The 20,324-nt window shown below is 66.6% G+C and carries 12 protein-coding genes and 1 pseudogene; 9 read left to right on the forward strand and 4 right to left on the reverse strand.

Features of this window, described 5'->3' with window-relative positions; translation table 11 throughout:
- Positions 1-232 precede the first annotated feature (232 nt).
- Complete coding sequence (locus tag OG937_45685; GenBank protein ID WUD78479.1) at positions 233-4,486, reverse strand: hypothetical protein; 4,254 nt, start codon at positions 4,484-4,486, stop codon at positions 233-235.
- A 126-nt stretch (positions 4,487-4,612) separates the two neighbouring features.
- On the opposite strand from OG937_45685, the gene OG937_45690 reads away from it, so the two are divergent.
- Positions 4,613-5,878, forward strand: coding sequence for an IS701 family transposase (locus OG937_45690; protein WUD78480.1), 1,266 nt, complete (start codon positions 4,613-4,615; stop codon positions 5,876-5,878).
- Positions 5,879-6,095: 217 nt separating this feature from the next.
- Entirely contained in the window at positions 6,096-6,746 is a 651-nt protein-coding gene (locus OG937_45695) for a hypothetical protein (GenBank protein WUD78481.1), read from the forward strand.
- Positions 6,747-7,158: 412 nt separating this feature from the next.
- On the opposite strand, the gene OG937_45700 is transcribed toward OG937_45695, so the two are convergent.
- Positions 7,159-7,371 (reverse strand): hypothetical protein, encoded by a 213-nt coding sequence (locus OG937_45700; protein ID WUD78482.1) that lies wholly within the window; start codon positions 7,369-7,371, stop codon positions 7,159-7,161.
- A gap of 1,253 nt (positions 7,372-8,624) precedes the next feature.
- Here OG937_45700 and OG937_45705 point away from each other — a divergent pair.
- The 7 genes and pseudogenes from OG937_45705 to OG937_45735 all read left to right on the forward strand — a co-directional run bounded on the left by OG937_45705 (position 8,625) and on the right by OG937_45735 (position 17,748).
- Complete coding sequence (locus OG937_45705; GenBank protein ID WUD78483.1) at positions 8,625-9,923, forward strand: extracellular solute-binding protein; 1,299 nt, start codon at positions 8,625-8,627, stop codon at positions 9,921-9,923.
- Positions 9,924-9,932: 9 nt separating this feature from the next.
- Entirely contained in the window at positions 9,933-10,985 is a 1,053-nt protein-coding gene (locus OG937_45710; protein WUD78484.1) for a sugar ABC transporter permease, read from the forward strand.
- Complete coding sequence (locus OG937_45715) at positions 10,982-11,815, forward strand: carbohydrate ABC transporter permease (protein ID WUD78485.1); 834 nt, start codon at positions 10,982-10,984, stop codon at positions 11,813-11,815. Before OG937_45710 ends, OG937_45715 begins: the two co-directional genes overlap by 4 nt.
- Complete coding sequence (locus OG937_45720) at positions 11,812-12,630, forward strand: carbon-nitrogen hydrolase family protein (protein WUD78486.1); 819 nt, start codon at positions 11,812-11,814, stop codon at positions 12,628-12,630. Before OG937_45715 ends, OG937_45720 begins: the two co-directional genes overlap by 4 nt.
- Positions 12,627-14,504, forward strand: a complete 1,878-nt coding sequence (locus tag OG937_45725; GenBank protein WUD78487.1) for a glycoside hydrolase family 125 protein — start codon at positions 12,627-12,629, stop codon at positions 14,502-14,504. Before OG937_45720 ends, OG937_45725 begins: the two co-directional genes overlap by 4 nt.
- A 151-nt stretch (positions 14,505-14,655) precedes the next feature.
- Positions 14,656-16,089, forward strand: a complete 1,434-nt coding sequence (locus OG937_45730) for an extracellular solute-binding protein (protein WUD78488.1) — start codon at positions 14,656-14,658, stop codon at positions 16,087-16,089.
- 88 nt (positions 16,090-16,177) lie between these two features.
- Positions 16,178-17,748: pseudogene (locus OG937_45735) on the forward strand (ISL3 family transposase).
- Between the two features lie 564 nt (positions 17,749-18,312).
- Here OG937_45735 and OG937_45740 read toward each other — a convergent pair.
- Both OG937_45740 and OG937_45745 read right to left on the reverse strand, forming a co-directional pair.
- Entirely contained in the window at positions 18,313-19,815 is a 1,503-nt protein-coding gene (locus OG937_45740) for a caspase family protein (protein ID WUD78489.1), read from the reverse strand.
- Entirely contained in the window at positions 19,799-20,152 is a 354-nt protein-coding gene (locus OG937_45745) for a hypothetical protein (protein WUD78490.1), read from the reverse strand. Before OG937_45745 ends, OG937_45740 begins: the two co-directional genes overlap by 17 nt.
- Between the last annotated feature and the right edge of the window lie 172 nt (positions 20,153-20,324).

The following is a 20,324-nucleotide window of genomic DNA, read 5'->3' on the forward strand; positions in this document are numbered from 1 at the left end:
GGTAGTTCGATCCCGGCGATTGCTGCGGTCCGGGGATCCACCATCCTGCTCGTAGACGACGTCTTCACTAGCGGCTCACAGCTCCAGCATGTTGCGCTCTGACTCCGAGCGACTGGAGCCGCCGACGTCCGCGGACTCGTCCTCGCCCGCGTTCCCTGGGGCGCGTAAACACCGACGCTCGGTCCCGCAGCCGGTCGCCGGACTCCACAACTGAAGGAAATTCGCTGTCCGGTTAGGAAGGGGCTGTGTCCGGGGCGGGGGAGCGTCGCGTTCTGTTGCTGCGAGGCTTGGCATGTGGGGATGGTGTGGGGAGGCTGCAATCGAGAACCACGGCGTCGACTAGGTAGCCGTTGTTGCGCTCCTGCTCGGCTTGCGTATGGAGCTCCTCGCGGATGCTGGCTGCGGTGTGTGACTGTGGAGCTTTGTGACGCTTTCGCAGCATGGGTTGGTGCCAGTGGTCGTGGCCGAAGTGTGCGACGAGGAAGATTCCGGCCCAGTTCGGGTGGCCTTCGAGGTAGCCGCGGGCGAGCTGGCTGGACAGGCTGTTCTTGATTTCCGGGTTCCAGCAGCCCTTGACCTCGATCACCACGGCAAGAGCGTCGGTATCCGGCTGGTTTGGGTCGAAGGCCTGGATGAGGATGTCGAGGACTTTGCCCTCTATATCGCTAGGCTGAATCTCGACTTCCCGGTTGATCACCTGGTAGTCGACCTTGAGGCGGTTCTCCAGGAAATTCCGCACAAAGTCGCTCAGTGATTCCTCCCAGATCGGCCAGCGGAGCGTGGCGTGACGTCGGATCTGGTTCCACAGCAGCGGGGCCCAGCCGCGTGAATCGCCGATCTGCCTGTCGAGTTCCGCAAGGCACTGCAAGACCAGCCGCTGGAGATCCTCACGGTTGTGAATCAGCCGGGCGCCCTTGTGAGTGGTGAGTTCGTCGAATTCCTTCCAGCTCATGGGAGCGCCCAGGGCCGCGACGGCTCGTGCGTGCTCGGCGGCCATGCTCCGCAGCCCGGGATGATCGGGGTGCGCGGAGCTGAGGCGGCGGAGCTCGGTGACCGCGTCCGGAGTGACGCGTCTGGCGATGAGTTCGGGAAGTAGGTTGTTCAGTGCAGCGCGGGCGACGCCGGGGTGACGACTGACGGGGAAGCGTTGCCCGGGCATCGGATACGTGACGTGCCCCTCAGCGTGGAGGAGGTCGTACAGGCGGCCGGCTTCGGCCGGTTCCAGGACGTAGTAGGCCTTCGGCCAGTGCATGCTGCGGGGGAGGTTGAACATGAGCAGGCGATGGGGCATCGGGTCCGCTGACTCGGCCCAGGCTGCCGTGATCGCGGAAGAGGAGGTTATCGCTGTCCACAGGGCCGGCCAATCGTCCTGGTCCCCGTACAGCAGCAGGAGATCGGCCGTCGTAGCCCAAGTCTGCAGCTGAGGGGCAGCCATGCCCCGCGGATCCTGGCCGGCAATCGCGCGGAGATGGGCAAGCGCGTCTGGCTCCGAGGACCGGGCGAAGGCCTCGAGTACGGGTCGTCTGGTTCCCAGAGAGCGGGCGAAGGACGAGTCCCATGCCAACAAGGCAGCCGTCAGTGGTGCATCCCCCAAGAGCAGAAGCCGATAGACCGTGTGGAGAAGTGCCTGCGCGTCACGCAACTGCCCCAGGGCCGGTGCCACTACTGCGCGAAAGCTCTCGCCCGCCCGGCTGACGCACTGTCGCAGAAGCTGAAACCGCAGCTCGTCGTCGTCACCGTTTAACCGCGTCGATACAGTCAACGCGAGGGCAAGGCCAGCCCACTGCTCCGAAGCAAGTTCCGGTGGGTCCTGCGTGAACGTCAGAGCCTGCAGGACCGGAACATCTGTGAGGTAGACACCCGATGGGCCCACGCCCAGGGCGGTGAAGGGTTCCGCGTCGACCAGCACCCGGTCGGCCACACGCTGGAGTGCAGCCCGCATCGGCTCGTCCAGCCCATCGTAGGCCGAGGTCTCGGCCAGGTTCAGGCGCCATTCCCAGGGCGCGCCGTGCTCCGTTGGAGGGTGGAGCAGACGGACCAACCTGTCCCAGTGGCGGAGGAGGTTCTCAGAGGAGAGCTCGGAGGCGGCGGCTTGGATGGCTGCCCTGAGATGCTCCGGGTCGGGCGTCGGCTCGCTCTCGTGGACTGGCTTCTGCACGGCGGCGGGAGTGAACCAGGGCCGCGTGCGTTCGGCGAGCACCTCGTCGCTTTGACGTATCGCGGCCAGGTCCGCGAGGTCCTCCGGCGGCGGCATGGGTAGGCGCAGCGGATACCCCAGCCGGTCGTCTAGGACCTTGGGGAGTTCTGCGGCTGCTTGGCGCGCCCAGTACAGGCTGTCCGAGGACGGGAAGAGCGGGATAGGTCCGTAGAACAGCTCGGGGACGTCGTCATCGTCGACGGCGGCGAGGACCTGTGCTGCCAGCCGACGGCGCCACTTCGGGGCGTCGTTCAAGGCAACGAAAGGGTTGATCGCCAGAGGCTCGTCAAACGACTGAGGCCGGGAAACAGCCTTGGCGAAGATCGTCACCAGCCGCGGGTCGAGTGGCTCCGAGTCCGACCCTGGCGCCGTGTCCTTCAGCGTCGCATCAGCATCAGGCAGCGGCACAAAGTGCTGCAGTGCCCAGCGGAGCAACAGATGCATCGCACTGATGACCTGTCCGTGACGTTCCCCGCTGAGCTGGGTGGTCAGCCAGTCGAGGACGCTGTCCAGATCGCCCGGGCCCAGGGCATCGGTGATCCGTGCTGCCGAAATACCGCCCCACGAATTCCTCGCCAGCGCATCAAGCATCACGCTGGTGGTCATGTGCGCGGGCCACAGCCGCAGCACAGCGGCCGCGGCTACCTCCGGTTGGCCTGACGCGGCCAGGCCAACCAGCCGATCCTGGATGTCCTTCTCCAGCTGATCTGGCAGGAGGCTGAGAGCTTCCGCCCGCCACCCGGGAGAAATGTTGTCATCTTCTGCCAGGTCTAGAACCGTAGGGCCCGAAACCCGGCCGGGGCAAGCCTTCGCCAAGGCAAAGCCCGCCTGCAGCCGCCGGTAATCCGGCCGTGTTGCTGGCTGCCGTGGATCGGGCGGGGACAGGAGGTCCACGAGCTGTTCGGTCAGACCTTCATGGTCCAGGCGGCTGAGGACTGTCGGGGGCTGCTGCGGCAGGATGTCGGTGTCGCGGCGCATCGTCTCCGCGACCAACGAAGCCACGACCTGCGCACGTCGGCTGACAGGCAGGTCGTGCACGAGCAGTGCGAGCGGATCATGCCGTAGGAGTTGGTCAAAGACCACCTCGCGTTTCAGAGCAACCCAGCCGGCAACCTCGCGGTGCACAGCCGGGACATGCCTCGCGTCCTGGTCACCCACCAGAAGCAGTGACAGCAGAACATCATCGGCAACGCGCCGACGCAGCAGGAACTCCGCCGCGAGGAACTCGCGGACATCCCGCTGCTGGAAAGCCCATCGCCCGGGCACAGCCCCGTCGGGACGCAGCAGAGCGGTATCCGTCAGCCAACGCAGCACGTCCTCCGTGCACCCACCGGCCACCCCTTCAAACTCGGGTGCAGAACCAGACGTGAGCCGGAAGAGTTCCACCCCTCCGGAGGAAGCAATGCGACCACGCGCGTCGTCAAGCACATGGGCGGAGGAACAAAACTGCAGCGCTCCCGCCAACCGCTCGGCGGAACGTACCGACTGCATCCTGCCTGCCCGCCGCTGCCGTCCATAGTTCAGTTCATCGCACAGCGCCTCGCATTGCCGCCTATAGGCATCAGCCGCAGTGTCGGGCAACGCCGCACCCGACTTCTCAGCCTCCAGGAGAGATTGAAGGGTTTGCGGCACACTGGCCAGTCCGACCAGCGCACGACGTTCGATTGCGGTCAAGAACGCATGGGCATCCCGCACACCGGCTGCCTGCGCGGCCGTCTCCACATCATGGCGCGTCAACGGGGCCAGGACACGGATGTGCACAGCTTCATCCCCGAATACCTGCCGCAGTAGGCGCAACAGGCGGTCGTTCTGGGCCACCAGCCCTGGGCGACTCGCCACGCGAAGACGCAGGGCAGCACGAGCGGGATCCTCCAACTTGTCCAGCCAGGCACCGAGCGCCACCATCACGTCCCGCCCAGCCTCCTCATCGAAGGAGTCCAGCAGCACATGCCAAGGCGCCGCCTCAGTCGGCGGCAACGCCTTTCCCAGATGCATCTCGGGGGCTTGGGCGACATGCGGGGCCCCCAGATCAATCAGATGTGTCGCGGTGCCGAGGCGATTCTTTTCGTCGCTCAGGGCGGCGCTCTTGCCCATACCGCCCGGACCGAGCAGCACGATCACCTGGAGAGCTTCGAGGTCGCCGAGAGATGCGAGCGCGGGCTCCTCGGAATTGCGCTGCCGCGGAGCCATCGGGTCGAGCCAACCCGTGGCCCCAAGCCGCGGAGGGAACTCCGGCGAGTAGATGCGCCGTACCCAGGGATACTGCAGTCCGTTCGTCTCCTGAGCCATGCCCGCACGGTAATGCATCAGCCGTCCGACCAGACCGTCGACCGGGGTTTGTACAAGCTAGTAGTGCTTGGTCAGGTCGGCTGAGTTGTTGCGTGTCTTGTTGGGCTGGTCTGGCGTTGGGAAGGTGTGACTCCGGACGAAGTTGCTGTGGTGCGTGGTGGGTTGGAGGCGTTTGCGGCGGAGGTGTTCGAGCCGTTCGCGCGCAAGGATCAGCGCCGGTGGGGGCAGGTGTATCTGCGTGGTCTGATGACTGACGTGCGACGCAAGTCGGTCGAGCCGATGGCCGCCGGGCTGGGAGAGGACGGCAACCGGCAGGCGCTGGCCCACTTCATCACCACCAGCCCTTGGGATCCGGCTCATATCCGGGCTCGTCTGGCGTGGAAGATGGAATCGGTGATCCGGCCCACTGTGCTGGTCTTTGACGACACTGGTTTCCTGAAGGACGGAAACGCCTCGGCGTGTGTGTCGCGGCAGTACACCGGTACCGCCGGGAAGGTCACCAACTGCCAGGTGGGTGTCTCGCTCCATCTGGCCCGTGACCATGCCTCGGCGGCCGTGAACTGGCGGCTGTTCCTGCCCCCGTCCTGGGATCCGTCCTCGCCGAAGGCGGACCCGGACAAGGTTGCACGCCGTGCGGCCTGCGGCATCCCCGAGGACGTCGGCCATGTCGAGAAGTGGCAGCTGGCGCTGGACATGGCCGATGAGACCCGCTCGTGGGGGATCGATGTGCCGCTGGCGATCGCGGACGCCGGATACGGCGATGCCGCGGCTTTTCGGCTTGGCCTGAACGCGCGGGGCATGCACTACGTGGTGGGAATCTCCAGCACGCTGTCGGCCCAGCCGGGCGATGCGGCACCGGTCACCGAGGCGTACTGCGGGACCGGTCGGCCACCGGGGCTGAAATACCCCAAGCCTGCCCGTTCGGTGAAGGAACTGGTCATCGAGGCAGGCCGGACGGCGGCACGGCCGGTGCAGTGGCGTGAGGGATCGCGGCCCGGCACCGGCCGTTCAGGCGTCAAGCGGATCTACTCAAGGTTCGTTGTCTTGCGGATCCGGCCCGCCGGACGTGAGATCCGGCAGGCCACCGAGGGTGTCGAGCTGCCGGCGTGCTGGCTGCTGGCCGAGTGGCCCGCGGGTGAAAAGGAACCGGTCCAGTTCTGGCTGTCCGACCTGCCCGAGGACACCGCGTTGACCACCCTGGTCCGTCTCGCCAAGCTCCGCTGGCGCATCGAGCACGACTACCGGGAGATGAAGCAGGCCCTGGGCCTGGCGCACTTCGAGGGCCGGACCTGGAACGGCTGGCACCACCACGTCACCCTCGTCTCCGTCGCCCATGCGTTCTGCACCCTGCAGCGACTGGGGCGGGCCCCAAAAGACGCGGCGTCGGCCTAAGCCTCTACCAGGTCGTCCGTGACCTGCAGATCCTCCTCGCTACCTGGACCGGCGCCTGCCCCACTTGCCACCGCGACATACCCACCTCAATACCGACCTGACCAAGCACTACTAGTGCCGCATCAGGCAAGGTTCGCCCTGTTCGGATGGCTGAGTTGTCGCCTGGTGACGTCGCTCTCTTCGGCTGGGGCAGCCTGCTGGAGTCTTGATGGGATGCATGGTGACCTCTCCGGATGGCAGTGTCCTTGTCGCTGCGATAGCGAGGGTCGCGAAGACCTTCGACGGCATGACGGCCCAAGCGGACGAGGCCGGCTGTGGCCGGTGCTTCGATGAGGGGGAGGTCGAGCTGCTGCGGACTTCCGGCGTCCCGCTCCCGGCGGACCTCGTCCGCCGGGTCGCGCAGAAAGATCCTTTCCACTGGGGCGATCAGCCCGCGATCATCCGTCGGGTTCTGCCGCAGCTCGTCGTCTTGCTCGCCGAGGGCGAGGCCGAGTGCGATTCCATGGCCCGTGGACTGGCCGCGGCAGGCTGGTCGCGGTGGCCCCGCGAGCAGGCTGGGGCAGTGACCGGATTCCTGGACGCATGGTGGACGCAGACCCTGAGAACGAAGTCGCCGCCCACTTCGGCGTGTGCGGTGTTCGAGAGCTGCGTGACCGCGAGTTCCTCGGTCGCCCCGTGGCTCGCCCGCTGGGAGGCGGAGACGGGACCGGCCGCCCGCCGTCACCTGGCTGACAGTCTCGACTGGTGGCGGGAGGAGTTGACGTCCGACGACTCGCCTTTCTGGTGGTGGTGGGGCACCGCGGCGGAAGAGAGGGCCGCCTGGCACGAAGTGAAGCGGTGGCTGACCGGTCAGGCCCGGGCAACGTGATGCCAGAAGGGCTGGTGCCTGAGCGCAGCCGTGAACGCCAACACGGCTTGATTCAGGCGATGTTCGCCCTAGTCACGACCTTGCGAAGGCGCTGGTCAGAGGAGTGCCCGTTCCGCCAGATGATGTAGCGGCGGATCGGATAACGTGCGGCACGGCTCGGCCAGCCACGTCCTCGCCGACCGTACGCGGACCTGGCTCGCCAGCACCCAAGACGCCGCTTGGCTGGGATCGCAACGGTGTGTGGGCGTCGTTCTGCGGGAGTCCGTGTGACTTGGAGTTGCCCCGGAGGGCGGGGTCGGCGCAGCTGCCCGCCTGACCCTGCGAGAGGTCACATCACGTGGACCGGGCGGGCCCGAGCCGGGCACGTCCCATCGGGGTGGCTTGCGGCTTCATCCACTCGGGCGAAGCCGCGTCACTCCCACACCTCGGGACCGCCCCCACGCCACTCCACCACCGCCGGATCGGTCAACTCGATCTGGTCACAGTCGACCCCTGAGCGGCGGAGGATGTCGAGGAGGTCAGCCATACGATGCGCGGCTCCGGCGTAGCAGCCACGGACAGTCACATTTCGATGGCTGTCGATCGGCGGGTACACGATGACCTCGGGCGGCTCGCTCGAAAGCATGCTGCCAGGTTGCCTTTCTCGTCTGCACGCTGCATCGCGTAGGGCGACGGGGGCGCCGGCCCAGCGGGACGGAACTCGTTCCGTGGAGGCGGGTCGCACTATCCAAGCTGTATCGCTCCGAGGTCAGGATGGACGAGAAGACCCGTATGCACCGCCCCGGAGAAAAGGTCCCGGTCAGCGGCATCTATGAGTGCACGTGCGGTAAAGGCCACCGCTTCACCAGCACGGATGTGCAGGGCCACACATTCCCACCGGTCCCGAAAGCCTGCTCCGGGAATGGAACCTGCTGACTCCCGCCCACGCGGAGCGGAGTCCCTTAAAAGCGCATGAGGTCCGTCCGCCTCGCGCTGGCGGCGGCTCCCCGGCGGCCCCGAGGGCGGTAGCTCGACCGCATTTCGATATTCGCTCGCATGTTCGATTTTGGGGTGGCCCCCGACCCGCACGATGTCAGCCGCTCGATCGGGTTACTCCCCGTCGTAGGCGCCTTCCGCTGATCGGGCTTGTTGTCGGCCTGGTGGGGCAGGGGCGAAGAGGGAGGTGCGTTCGCATGCCCAACGATGACGCGGTCGCGCTCATCGATGAGGGCGGGCGAGTGCTCGAATGGGGCCGTCAGGCCGAGGAGCGCGGTCCTTCGGACCGGGAGGTGCGGCACGGGTTGGAGCGCCCATGTATTTCATTGGCGCAACGCCCTACCGGCCATCAAGCGCCCGATCCTTGCGGTTGATGTGGCTACGAAAGCATTGCTCTTGACCTTTGCCGGCGTCAATAGCAGTGACCAATAGTTGCCGTAGACATCAAGGGCCTGTCGGATAAAGCGCTCAGGGTGGAGCCGGCAGGCCAGGTGTTCGTCGACGTTGTCCAAGCGCACCAGCAGCGGGTAGCCGCAGCCTGAGCGGTATGGCTCGGCGCCCGCCCTCGGTGCGGCGAGCCTGCCGATGGTGCGGAGGGGGCGGGAAGGCTGACGTGTCCCGACGTCGAACACCGAGCGTTCGCCCCAGGACGAGCCGCAAGAGGATACCTCCCACTGGCTGCCCGCCCAGCCCGGTGGCCCAGCAGCCCGGCACCCACGACGACGGTGCCATGACTGCTCCACCGTTCTCCGGTGCTCGGCTTCTCCTAGCTGGAGGGGGTTGACAGATCCGGAAGCACTCCTTCAGTCTGGGCCGCACCCCATTCGTCACTCCACAATGACAAATGCTTCCGGCGGCTTACCGCTGATGACTGAGAAGACCCGGAGGGAACCTGTGAGCTTCATGACGGGCAGACGCGCACATGTCGTGACCGGAGCCGCGACAGCGCTGCTCCTCGCCGGATTGGCCGCATGCGGCAGCTCGACCAGCATTGCTTCGAGCGGCGGAAAGGTCGAAGGCAAGCTTCGTGTCGTTACCAACTGGACCGGCAGTGAGGGGGATGCCTTCGCCGCCGTCATCAAGGGATTCGAGGCCAAGTACCCCTCGGTCAAGGTCCAGGTCGAACCTCTTCCCTTCGACCAGGGCCAGGCCCTATTGACCCAGCAGTTCGCCCAGGGATCCCCGCCGGACGTTGCCGTGGCCCTGCCCGGACTGGTCCGGTCGTTCTCCCAGCAAGGACTGCTGATGAACCTCGACTCGACCTGGGACAAGTGGGTCGCGGATGGGGAGTACGCGCCGTCGCTGCGGGACATCGCCCAAGGATCTGACGGGCATACCGACGCCGTCCTGTTCAAGGGCAACGTCAACGCCCTGATCTGGTACGACCCGAAGCAACTGGCCAAGCTCAAGCTGTCGGTGCCGAAGACGTGGCCGGAGTTCACCGCAGTCCTCGACAAGGCGAAGGCTGCGGGCGTGGCGCCCTTCGCGGTCGGAGGCAAGGACCAGTGGCCCCTCACGCAGTGGACCGACTCGGTGATCCTCCGCGTGGCGGGCGCAACCGCGTTCAACGACCTCGCCCGAGGCAAGATCGGCTGGGACGACCCGCGGATCGTCAAGTCCTTCAAGGTGTTCGGTGACCTGATCGGCTCCTACTTCCCGGACGACGCCCTGTCGAGCTCGTTCTCCGACGCCACCTGCGCGAGGGTCGCGGGCAAGTACCTCTTCGAGAACCAGGGCGCCTTCATCAACCTGGTCGACCCGCAGGAGTGCGGCAAGAAGCTCCAGCCGGGGAAGGATCTGTCCTTCTTCCTCATGCCCCCGTACGGGAACACGCCCGCGCCGCAGTTCGTGAGCGGTGACCTCTTCGTGGGAGCCAAGGACTCCAAGAATCCGGCCGCCGCCCGGGCACTGCTGGAGTACCTCGGCTCGGCCCCGGCGCAGTCGATCTGGGCCAAGCTCGGCGGATTCGTCGCGCCCAACGCCAAGGTCCCGGCAAGCGCGTACCCCGACGTCAATGACAGGAACGCCGCTGCGCTGTGGCCTAAGTCCGCCTCGGACCAGGCCGGCTACGACCTCGACGACTGGATCGGCGGGGAGATCCAGGTCAAGTACCGGCAGGCGCTGGCCCAGTTCGTCCGCGACCGCGACGTGACCAGCTTCATCGCCACGATGAAGCAGGTCGACACCCGGTCCGGGCACTGAGAGACGCCGATGAGCACCACCGTCAAGCAATCGACGCGGGTGCGCCGCACCCCGTCCGCCGAGCGCGGCGGACGGGGGCGGCGCCCCGGGAGCCCGAGGAAGGGCAGCCGAGCGGGCTACGGGTTCGTGACGCCGCTGATGGCCGTCTTCGCGATGTTCTATCTGTGGCCCGTCATTCAGAGCGTGCTGAGCAGCTTCTTCACCTGGGGTCTGCTGCGGCCATGGAAACCGCTGGACACCTCCACCTGGAACTTCGCCGGGCTGGACAACTATCGCCAGGCGCTGACCGACCGGGAGTTCTGGGACGCCGCGCTCAACTCGCTGCTCTGGCTGATCACCTTTCCGCTGTTGGTCACGGCAGTGTCCCTGCTGATCGCGATCACCATCTGGCACGCGCGGCGCTGGTCCGCGCTGTTCCGTACCGTCTTCGTGCTTCCGATGACCATCTCACTGGCCGCGGCGGGCGTGATCTGGACCTTCATCTACAACCCCGACCGGCACATCGGAGTGCTCAACGCGGTCCTGCACACGCTGCACCTGGACGGGCAGCTGAACTGGGGACCCCTGCACCTGCGCACCGGCCAGTGGCTCTCCGACATCGGCACCCTGAACCTGGGCTTCACGCAGATCCACCTAGTCAACTTCGCCGTCATCATCGCCGCGGTCTGGGCGTTCGCCGGCTATGGAGTGGTGACGTTCACCGCAGGGCTCTCGTCGCTACCCAGTGAGCTCCTCGACTCCGCCAAGGTGGACGGCGCCGGGACGGTGCAGATGGTGCGCCACGTGATCGTGCCTCACCTGCGGGCGCCCATGCGGATCGTCTTCGTGGTGAGCGTGATCTTCGCTCTGCGGACGTTCGACATCGTCTATGTGACGACCCAGGGCGGCCCCGGCACGGACTCGACGGTCCTTGGTCTGCTTCCGTGGCAGGAGGCGTTCGCCTACCTCACCACCCCCCAGGCTGGGCAGGCGGCCGCGGTCGCCGTGCTGATGTCCGCCGCGCTGGTGGTCCTCGGGTTCCCCTATCTGAAATCGATGCTGCCGCGGAAGGAGTCCCGATGAGAAGGGGACGACTGACCACCACGGTGCTGTACGGGTCCCTGACCGTCGGCAGCCTGGTGTGGCTGGTCCCGGTGGTGACTGCGCTGATGATCTCGGTCGTACCGATCAGCCAGACGCGCGACGGCTGGTGGCGTGCCGGCTTTTCCGACCTGACGTTCGGCAATTACCAGCGCGCCTGGGAGCAAGGACTGTCCCAGTACGTGGTGAGCAGCTTCGTCATCACGCTGGGCTCGGTGGCATTGTCGCTGGTCCTCGGATCGATGGCGTCGTACGCGTTCGCCAGGATGGACTTCCGCCTCAAGCGCTTGGCGTACTTCCTGCTGCTGACCACCATGATCGTGCCGCTCCAGATCATCCTCGTGCCGCTGCTGCCCTGGCTGCGGGCGCTCGGGCTCGCCGGAGGCGGAGCGCAGTATCTGGGGATCATCCTGGTGCACACCGCGTTCGGCGCGGGCTGGGCGGTCTTCATGATGTCCAGTTTCTTCGCCGACGTCCCCGAGGAGCTGCTGGAGGCCAGCCGCCTGGACGGCGCGTCGCACATGGAGCAGCTCCGGCACGTGGTGCTACCACTGGCCAAGCCGGGCCTGGTGTCCTTCGCGATCATCGATTTCGTGTTCGTCTGGAATGACCTGCTGCTCGGCCTCACCCTGCTCGACCGTGACCATCAGCCGCTCACGGTGGGCCTGGCAAACCTGCAGTCCCCCCACCTGGCCCAGCAGAACCTGGTCTCCGCCGGTTCGATCATCGCGATTCTGCCGCCACTGCTGGTCTTCACTGTTCTGAATCGGTACTACGTGCGCGGACTGTTCGCGGGAGGAGTCAAAGGATGAGTGCACTCGACGTCGTCGCCCTGCAGCTGGCGGCCAAGCCGGGAGACGTCACCGGCAATGTGGAGCGACTCCTGGAAGCACTTCGCGCGCACGCTCCCGGCGCCGGTCTGGTGGTGACGCCCGAGCTGGTCACCACCGGATACGACCTCACGATGATCGACGAGCGGGGTCGCGAGCTTGCCGAACCGCTGGACGGTCCCACCGTGACCGCTGTGGCGGAGGTCGCCGCGCAACTCGGCACCACGGTCGTGCTGGGCTTGCTGGAGCGGGACGGCGACGTCCTGTACGACACCGCGGCCATGGTGCTCCCGGACGGCACGGTGCACCCCTTCCGCAAGACCCACCTCTACCCCAATGAGCTGCCCAGGTTTGCGGCGGGTGAGGGGCTGGTCACCGTCGACACCCCCGCCGGCCGGATTGGCCCGCTCATCTGCTTCGAGCACGCGTTTCCCGAGCTCGCCACGACACTGGCCCTGGCCGGGACGCAGATCCTGGTCATCCCGTCGGCGGTACCCATCGGCTACGAGTATCTGCTGACCCTGCGGACCAGGGCACGCGCTCAGGACAACCAGATCTTCGTGGTCGCCTGCAACCTCACCGGCAGCGGTTTCAGTGGACGATCCTTGATCGTCGACCCCGCTGGAGCCGTTCTGGCCGAGGCCGGTCCGGAGGAAAGCGTGCTGCGGGTGAGTATCGACCTGTCCGCGATCGATCGTGAACGGCAGCAGGAGCCGGCGCTGGGCATGCGGCTGGCCGACCTGTACCAGGCCGATGCGGTGCACCGGCTGGGAACCTCGCCGGTGGTGGGCCGATGATTAAGGTCACCAAGGCCCACGAGGAGACCACCGTGGCCGCAGAGCTGCGCAAACCGCTCGATGTGGGTAATGGGCTTGTTGCCGCGTCCTTCGGCGGCGACGGGTCGTGGCTGTCGGTAGGCGCGCCGCACCCGGTTCACGGCTTCGTGGAGCTGTCCGGCGCACAGCCCTTCGACGAGGAATGGCGTGGGGATGCCCCCGCGGTCCGGCGTTACCGCGGCCGGTTGACCGAGGACAGCTCCGCATTCCTGCGTCTGGAGCTGCCCGCTGAAAGCGTGTCGGAACGGCGTGCCGGCGTGGACGCCGCCGGCAGGCTCGTCTGGCAGCGGCGCGGAAATGGCTGGTCCTGCTCGGCGACCGCGTGGGCGCTGCCGGACCGGCAGGAATTCGTGCAGCAGTACCGCCTGCGGGTCGAGGCCCCCGGCGTGCACGCTGTGCTGCGGTTCGGCGGACGGCTCGACCGGTGTGCACTTGCGGAGATCACCGAGGTCAATCCGCCCGCCCCCCTTGAGGTGCACACCACAGCGGTCGCGCAGGGCGCCGAACTCGAGCTTCGCGCGCCCCGTCTTTCGTGCTCCGCCCGGATATCCGTGCAGGCACCGACTGGTGATTGGACATCAGCCGAGTCAGGCGCCCTCCTGGAGATCCGGTCGAGCGGGGACGAGCCGGAAGACCTGGAGATCACGGTCTCGGTCTCCCTGGACTCGCCCGCCTGGCCAGGCGGGCGGCGCCCCGCGGTCACGGCACCGCGGATTACGCGAGGCGAGAGCCCCGGCGCGCTGGAGCGGATAGCGAACGGCGCCGTACGGTACATCCTCGGCTGCACCGCTCTGGACGTCGGCCACGACGAGCGCACCATCCTCACCGACCACCGACTGCTGCCCCTGAGCTGGACCCGCGACGCGTACTACCAGGCCCTGCTCCTGCTGCACGCCGCCCCGCGGACCCAGGACGTCACGGACGTCGTCGGCGCGCATCTGCGCTGGTTGTGGGGCCGAGGGAGGACCCCCGGACATCCGTGGATGCGCAGCCATCTGCCGGACGGCCGGCCCAAGGACCTCGCGGTCCAAGCCGACCAGCAGCTCTATCCGCTCCTGGAACTCGCCGACTACCGCAGGGTCACCGGTGGCTGGCCCGCACCCCCCGGGGACGACCGGCACACTGATACAGCGAGGCAATGGGGGAAACTGGTCGCCGAGGTCTGGCACGACCTGCCCAGGCAGGGACCGGACGGGCTGTTGGCCGGCAGCGAGAACCCGGCGGACGACCCGAGCGAACTCCCCTTCTCTCTATCCTCCCAGATCCTGTTCTGGCATACGGCCGCACAACTCGCGCCCTGGTCGGCTGAGCTGGGACTCGAGGCTCTCCAACTGGCCCCGGTGGCTGATGAGGTGCACGCCGCCATCCACCGGAATTTCACTTGTGACGGCCCGTTCGGGAAGCAGTGGGCCTACGAGAGCGATGGCGCCGGGCAGTACCGGCTCTACCACGACGCCAACGACCTACCGACCGCGTTCGCACCGCAGTGGGGCTTCTGCTCCCCGAGCGATGACCACTGGGTCGCCACCATGCGCTTTGCACTCTCCGAACACAATCCCGGCTACGTCAGCGGACAGTACGGAGGACTCGGATCAGCGCACACACCCGGCACGTGGACGCTGGGTGACGCTCAGGAACTGGTCTTCGCCCACGCGACCGGGGACGAGGCGCGCGCCACCGCGGTGCTGGACCGGCTGGACCTGGTAGCCGAGGTGGACGGCCTGCTGCCCGAGACCTACCGTGAGGACACCGGCGGCTGGCTCGCCCGCCACTGGTTCGCCTGGCCCGCAGCGGTGATGGGTCTGCTGCACCTTGATATAAACAATCCGAAGTGAACCTGCACGGACTCGCAAGCCGAGACCTTCTCCGCGGCCGGATCCGATGCACGGATCCGAGCCTGCAGATGGCGCACGAGCGCCGCACCTGGTCGATGAGGGCACTGCGAGGGCCGGGCAGGGGAGAAGACCCTGACAGGAGGAGACGTTAATGTGCCCGGCGATCGATCCGAGTCAGGGGCTGCCGGTATACGTCCAGCTCAAAACGCTGCTCCTGCAGGGGATCATCGACGGAGTGTACGGTCCCGAGGGCCGCCTGCCCACGGAACAGGAGCTGTGTTCCCTATACAACATCAGCCGGACCCCGGTCAACCGGGCTCTGTCGGAGCTGGCCGAAGAAGGGGTGGTGCTACGCCGCCGCCGGCACGGCTCCTTCGTGAACCCTGACTGGGTGCCGCCGCACGGCTCTCGCCGCGAGGTCCGCGTCATAGTTCCGGAGGGTAGCTGGGAAGCCCTCCTGCGGGAGGCCGCACCGCCGGACATCACGCTGGACGTCGTCCAGGTAGGTCTGTCCGATCTGCGCCAGGCGCTGGTGCGAACCGTTGCTGAAGGCCAAGGCCCCGATCTGGCGGTCCTGGACTCGGTGTGGGTGCACGAGTTCGCATCCTCCGGCTTCCTGACCACTTTGGAGGAGCTCGATGCGGAGTGGGTCCGCAACGAGTACGACCAGGACTTCGTCGAGCCGTTCCGGTCGGCGAACCGGTTCGATGGCCAGCTCGTCGCGGTGCAGGCCGAGGCCGACGTCGCCGGGCTGTGGTACCGGCGGGACGATCTTGTTGCCGTCGGACACGAACCACCGCAGACCTGGGATGAGCTTGCCGCGCTCGGCCGGGCACTGGCCGAGCGCGGCCATGCCGTCCCGTTGACGCTGCCGGGCGGCTCCCGCGCGGGGGAGACAGCGACGTACTGCCTGCTGTCCCTGCTCGCCTCGAACGGGGCCACCGTCCTCGGCCACGACGTCGTCACCTTGGACACGGCGGCGACCACCGAATGCCTGACGTTCCTACGGCAGCTTCTGGACGAGGGCATCATCCCCGCCGAGGTGGTCACCTATGAGCGTCATCACCCGATTCAGCAGCTCGCGCACGGCAAGGCCTGTCTGGCCTTCGGAGGCAGCTACGACGCCCCGGCCCTCGGTTCGGCGTCCGGGCTGACCACGGAAGAGGTACTCGACCACTTCGGGTTCATCGCCATGCCCGCCGGGCCACGCGGCAACTCGGCCGCCCTCGCCGGAGGTATGGTCTATGGAATCTTCAGGCAGGCATCATCTCCGCAGTTGGCCAGGCGGGTGCTCCGCGCCGTCACGTCTGTCGAAGCCATGGAGCGAATGTCCCAGTCGACTTGGCAGATCGCCCCACGACGTACCGCGCTCGACCAAGCCGCCGGTGAGTCGCAGTTCCTCAAAGTAACGGGGGCCATACTCGAGCACGCCGTTGTGCGTCCGTCCACACCCCCTTACGCTCGCGTCTCCGCACAGCTCCACGCGATGCTCGAGGCTGTCCTCGCCGGACGGCTGCGCCCCAGTGACGCGAGTACCCGCGCCGCCGAGATGATCGGCGCGATCACTGGCCTGCCTCTCGTCTGACCGCCGTTGCCGGGGGACTGTACAAAGAACGGCTCTGTCTCACATTCGGTGGTGACGGAGAGTTGTGAGGGTCGTTGATTTTCATGTGATGGATGTCAACGAGCTTGTGCAGATGGTGTTTTCGGGTCTGCCTCCGCTGGTCATGGAGGATGTGGCCGACGAGGGTGAGCGGATTGTGGTGCGGGCCCGGACGCCGTTGGACACCGCGGTCTGCCAGGTGTGCGGGGCCTCGTCGGGTCGGGTGCACGGCTATTACTGGCGGACGGTCGCCGACGTTCCGGTCGACGGGCGACGGGTGGTGGTCCGTGTGCGGGTTCGGCGTCTGGTGTGCCCCACGCGAGGCTGCCGCCACACCTTTCGTGAACAGGTGCCCGGGGTGCTGGAGCGACCAGCGACGCACGGCCCGTCTGACCAGGCAGGTCAAGGCCGTGGTCAAAGAGTCAGCGGGCCGAGCGGGATCACGTTTGCTGGCGATACTCGCGGTGGGCCTGTCCCGTCACACCGCCCTGCGCACCCTGCTGCGTATCCCGTTGCCCACCGGGCGGACGCCTCGTGTGATCGGCGTCGAGGATTTCGCCCTGCGCCGGCGTCATCGCAATGCCACCGTGGTGATCGACGCCGAGACGCATGAGCGGATCGACGTTCTGCCTGACCGCACGGCCAGCACGCTGGAAGCGTGGCTGCGCGAGCACCCGGACGTCGAAGTCGTGTGTCGCGACGGCTCCGCGACGTATGCCGAGGCCATCCGCCGCGCCCTGCCCGACGCGGTGCAGGTCGCCGACAGGTGGCATCTGTGGCACAACCTGTTGCGAGGCCGCCCCCAGCGAGGTGAAGGCGCACAGCAGCTGCTGGGCCACCGTACTGGACGCACCCATCTATGACGGGCCACGGGCCCGAACCACCCTGGAACGCTGGCACCAGATTCATGACCTGCTCGACCAGGGAGTGGGCCTGCTCGAATGCGCCCGCCGTCTACAGCTGGCCCTGAACACCATCAAACGCTACGCACGAGCCGACCGGCCCGAGCGGATGCTCCGCGTCCCTAAATACCGCGCCGGCCTCGTCGAACCCTACCGCGAGCACCTGCGAAAACGCCGAGCCGAGGACCCCGCCGTCCCCGTCAAGCACCTCTTCGAAGAGATCAAGGCCCTCGGCTACGAGGGCTGCCTCAACCTGCTTTACAAGTACATCAACCAAGGCCGGGCGGACGCCGATCGCAGCCACATCTCCCCGCGTCGGCTCGCACGGATGCTCCTCACCAGGCCCGACAACCTCAAGACCGACCATCAGGACCTCCTGACACGGCTCACCGCAGCCTGCCCCGAGATGACCCAACTGGTCGCCCACATCGCGGAATTCGCCCAGCTCCTGACACCTCGTGAAGGAAACGCGGACGGGCTCTCGCGCTGGATCGTCCAGGTCCGCGCAACCGATCTGCCCCATCTGCACTCCTTCGCCCGGGGTCTGGTGCGAGACCGGGACGCGGCGATCGCCGCGCTCACGCTTCCGTACAGCAACGGCCCCACCGAGGGCATCAACACGAAAACCAAGCGGATCGCACGACAGATGCACGGAACGCGCACGGGCGAGAGGACCGTTCGAGAAGCCGGATACCGATCCAGCAGAAATCGTCGACATCGAAGAACTGGAAATGATTGAGGCTCTGCAGGAGACGTCCAGTCCCGGCCTGCTCGATATCCTGCGTGGCAGCAGTCCGGCAGCCTGCGCAACGCTGCCGTGCGCGACCACATAGTGCACGTCATGCGAGTGCAGCCCAACGCACCAACCCGGCACGCTGGACTGCTGGACAGTGCACTCAAGCCACACGCAAACGCCCTGCCACAGAGGCACCAGACCTCCTCTAGCTGACGGTGGCACGTCGATGACAGTGACGCATTCGTCCTTCCGGGACTGGTCGGCGAGTCGCAGCCAGCGCCTCCGTAGTTGATGAGCCAAACGCAGCCTCTCGCGGACAGCCGCACGTTCTTCGAAGCGGCGGAGGGCGTGTCGCCACGGTTTAGGAGGGTGACGGTGTAGGCGCCCAGGGCGTGGAGCATCCAGCCCGACGCCTACGACCCGAAGCCCGACGTCGACTTCACCCCGCTCCACGATCAGGACTTCACCACCGTCGGCTTCGAATAAGCCGCCTGACCGCCGGCAGCGTATGAGCGTGAGAGGTACAGCCGACCCGTTGAGCCCTGCACGGAACGGCCACTCGGCCCCCTATTCACCCCAGGCGTCGGCGTCGTTCTTACCCTGACCGTACCGGGCGAGGGCTTCGTTCAGTGCGGCCCGCTGCTGGTCCGTCATCGGCCCGAAAGCGCAGATAGGGACCATTCCGGCACGGGCAAGGGGACGTATTAGGTACGGCCACCCTGCCGGACGGGGATGAGTCGAGCGCTCAGCGCCCCCCATGAATTTCACGTGGAGTCCGGTGCTGCATCCGTGCACCCCCCCGCTGCCGAGGACTTCCTCGACGATGAACGTCTGCACATGGCTCCATCGGTACTCATGTTTGCCGAAGCCGCCGGTAGTCCTGATGCCCGGCCGCCCAATCTCCAGGGACCAAGAGGACTTGCCAAGGGGGCACATCATCACGACGACAAGGAGGAGCATTCCGAGTGCAAACACTCCGATGCCGCCGAATATCATGAACATGACCATCCATCCGCCGGGATGTCCGGGCTCGGACGTAAATATCTCGTCTGGCCCCACCAGCGCCAGCAAGAGGAAGACACCCACCAGCGCCACAGCCAACGTGATCGCTAACGCATTGACCCGGACACGCAGCGGCCGAGTATCGGCATAGGCGGACAGCGGCTCCTTTCCCGTCCACGAGATGCTGAACGGACCGTCCGGCCCGGGTGAGTGCTGTATGCCGCTCATCGAGCGTGTGAGCGGCGGTGCCGGGGATTCCATGGGCACGGGCGGATCAGATGCTCTAAGGCGGGCCGAGGGTACTACCTGCCTGGCATTCACGGTCTTGCCGGACGCGTTCTTGGCCACGGGACATTTGTCGGCGGTATCCGTGCCGCGCTGGTTGGGGCGCGGGAGGCCATGGGCGAGCAGCCTCTGCCTCAGGCGGGGATACACATCCGCGAAGGTGAGCACAGGCGGACCGCCCGCGACCCCCGCGCCAATCAGATCGAGTAGTTCCCCGGTGAAGGGCGTACAGGTGTCGTCTTGCCCTGCGTCTGCGGCGAGGTCGGCCGCTGTAAGGGTGTAAGTGCCTTGCACATCAGTGATATTGGCCAAGTGCTGTTGATCCCCACCGAGGACCTTGATAATGCGACCGGAGTAGCAGCAGTCGAGCACAACGGCTTTGACCCGGGCGGGGCTTTCGTGTAGAACGCTTCGGATCTTCTCGTACTCCAGTCCGGTGATGTCCGGTTCGTCGGCGACGGTGTCGCTCACGGCGAGTACGAGATCCCCTTTCGTGGTGAGGGTGCCGTGTCCCACGAAGTACACCAGCAGCACACCGGTGGTGTTCAGAGCATGGTGGCGCAGATCGCGCATCACACGACGGCAATCGTCCGGATTTAGGATGGGAAAGACTTGGTCGACGGACCAGCCGCCCAACTCCTGGTCGACGAGCATCTGGTGCACGCCCCGCAGGCTCTTCTCGGCGGCAGGCACGAACGGGAAAGCCGGATCCTGGTAGGTGGAGACACCGATGAGCACGGCACGGGAGCCGGGCCGCTCGATTCGATCAGTTCCCGGCGTCATCGTTGCTGTCCAGCACTCGGGTGATCAGAGCCGTGGGATCGCTGACGCGCCGGGCATCGACCTCGACCGTGCGGCCATTGGCGGTGACGGTCACCTTGACGTCTGAACGCCGGGTGCGGAGCCACGCGACCAGTGATTGGGCCAACGCCACGCCGACACCGCCGGAACCCACAGCGACGCTGACCACATCAAGCCCGCTGCCCAGCTCCCCTTCTGCAATGTCCTTGCGCACGAGCTGGACTGCGCCCTGCAACTCGCGCTCCGCGCGGAGCCAACCGGCAAGCGCGGCCAACTCCCCGACCTCGTCGGCACCCTTGATGGCAATCACTGCGTCCATGACCTTCATCATTTCAGGCTGATCGTCAGCAGGCAGGAAGTTGGCGGACAGGGGCCACTTGTATCGGTTCTCCCCGCCGCCGCAGTAAATACCGTGTGCCGCCCTGCCCGCACTCTGCCTCACACAGATCACCAGCTGGGACGCCGTCTGCGGGCCGGCGGCCGGTTCAGCA

The sequence above is a fragment of the Streptomyces sp. NBC_00510 genome (assembly GCA_036013505.1).
Taxonomy (GTDB): domain Bacteria; phylum Actinomycetota; class Actinomycetes; order Streptomycetales; family Streptomycetaceae; genus Actinacidiphila.

Excerpts from the sequence above, each read along its gene's own strand:
- OG937_45720 (WUD78486.1), top strand. The coding sequence starts at position 11,812 with ATGAGTGCACTCGACGTCGTCGCCCTGCAGCTGGCGGCCAAGCCGGGA.
- OG937_45685 (WUD78479.1), bottom strand. The coding sequence starts at position 4,486 with ATGGCTCAGGAGACGAACGGACTGCAGTATCCCTGGGTACGGCGCATC.
- OG937_45710 (WUD78484.1), top strand. The coding sequence starts at position 9,933 with ATGAGCACCACCGTCAAGCAATCGACGCGGGTGCGCCGCACCCCGTCC.
- OG937_45705 (WUD78483.1), top strand. The coding sequence starts at position 8,625 with ATGACGGGCAGACGCGCACATGTCGTGACCGGAGCCGCGACAGCGCTG.
- OG937_45725 (WUD78487.1), top strand. The coding sequence starts at position 12,627 with ATGATTAAGGTCACCAAGGCCCACGAGGAGACCACCGTGGCCGCAGAG.
- OG937_45700 (WUD78482.1), bottom strand. The coding sequence starts at position 7,371 with ATGCTTTCGAGCGAGCCGCCCGAGGTCATCGTGTACCCGCCGATCGAC.
- OG937_45740 (WUD78489.1), bottom strand. The coding sequence starts at position 19,815 with ATGACGCCGGGAACTGATCGAATCGAGCGGCCCGGCTCCCGTGCCGTG.
- OG937_45695 (WUD78481.1), top strand. The coding sequence starts at position 6,096 with ATGGTGACCTCTCCGGATGGCAGTGTCCTTGTCGCTGCGATAGCGAGG.
- OG937_45715 (WUD78485.1), top strand. The coding sequence starts at position 10,982 with ATGAGAAGGGGACGACTGACCACCACGGTGCTGTACGGGTCCCTGACC.
- OG937_45730 (WUD78488.1), top strand. The coding sequence starts at position 14,656 with ATGTGCCCGGCGATCGATCCGAGTCAGGGGCTGCCGGTATACGTCCAG.
- OG937_45745 (WUD78490.1), bottom strand. The coding sequence starts at position 20,152 with ATGGACGCAGTGATTGCCATCAAGGGTGCCGACGAGGTCGGGGAGTTG.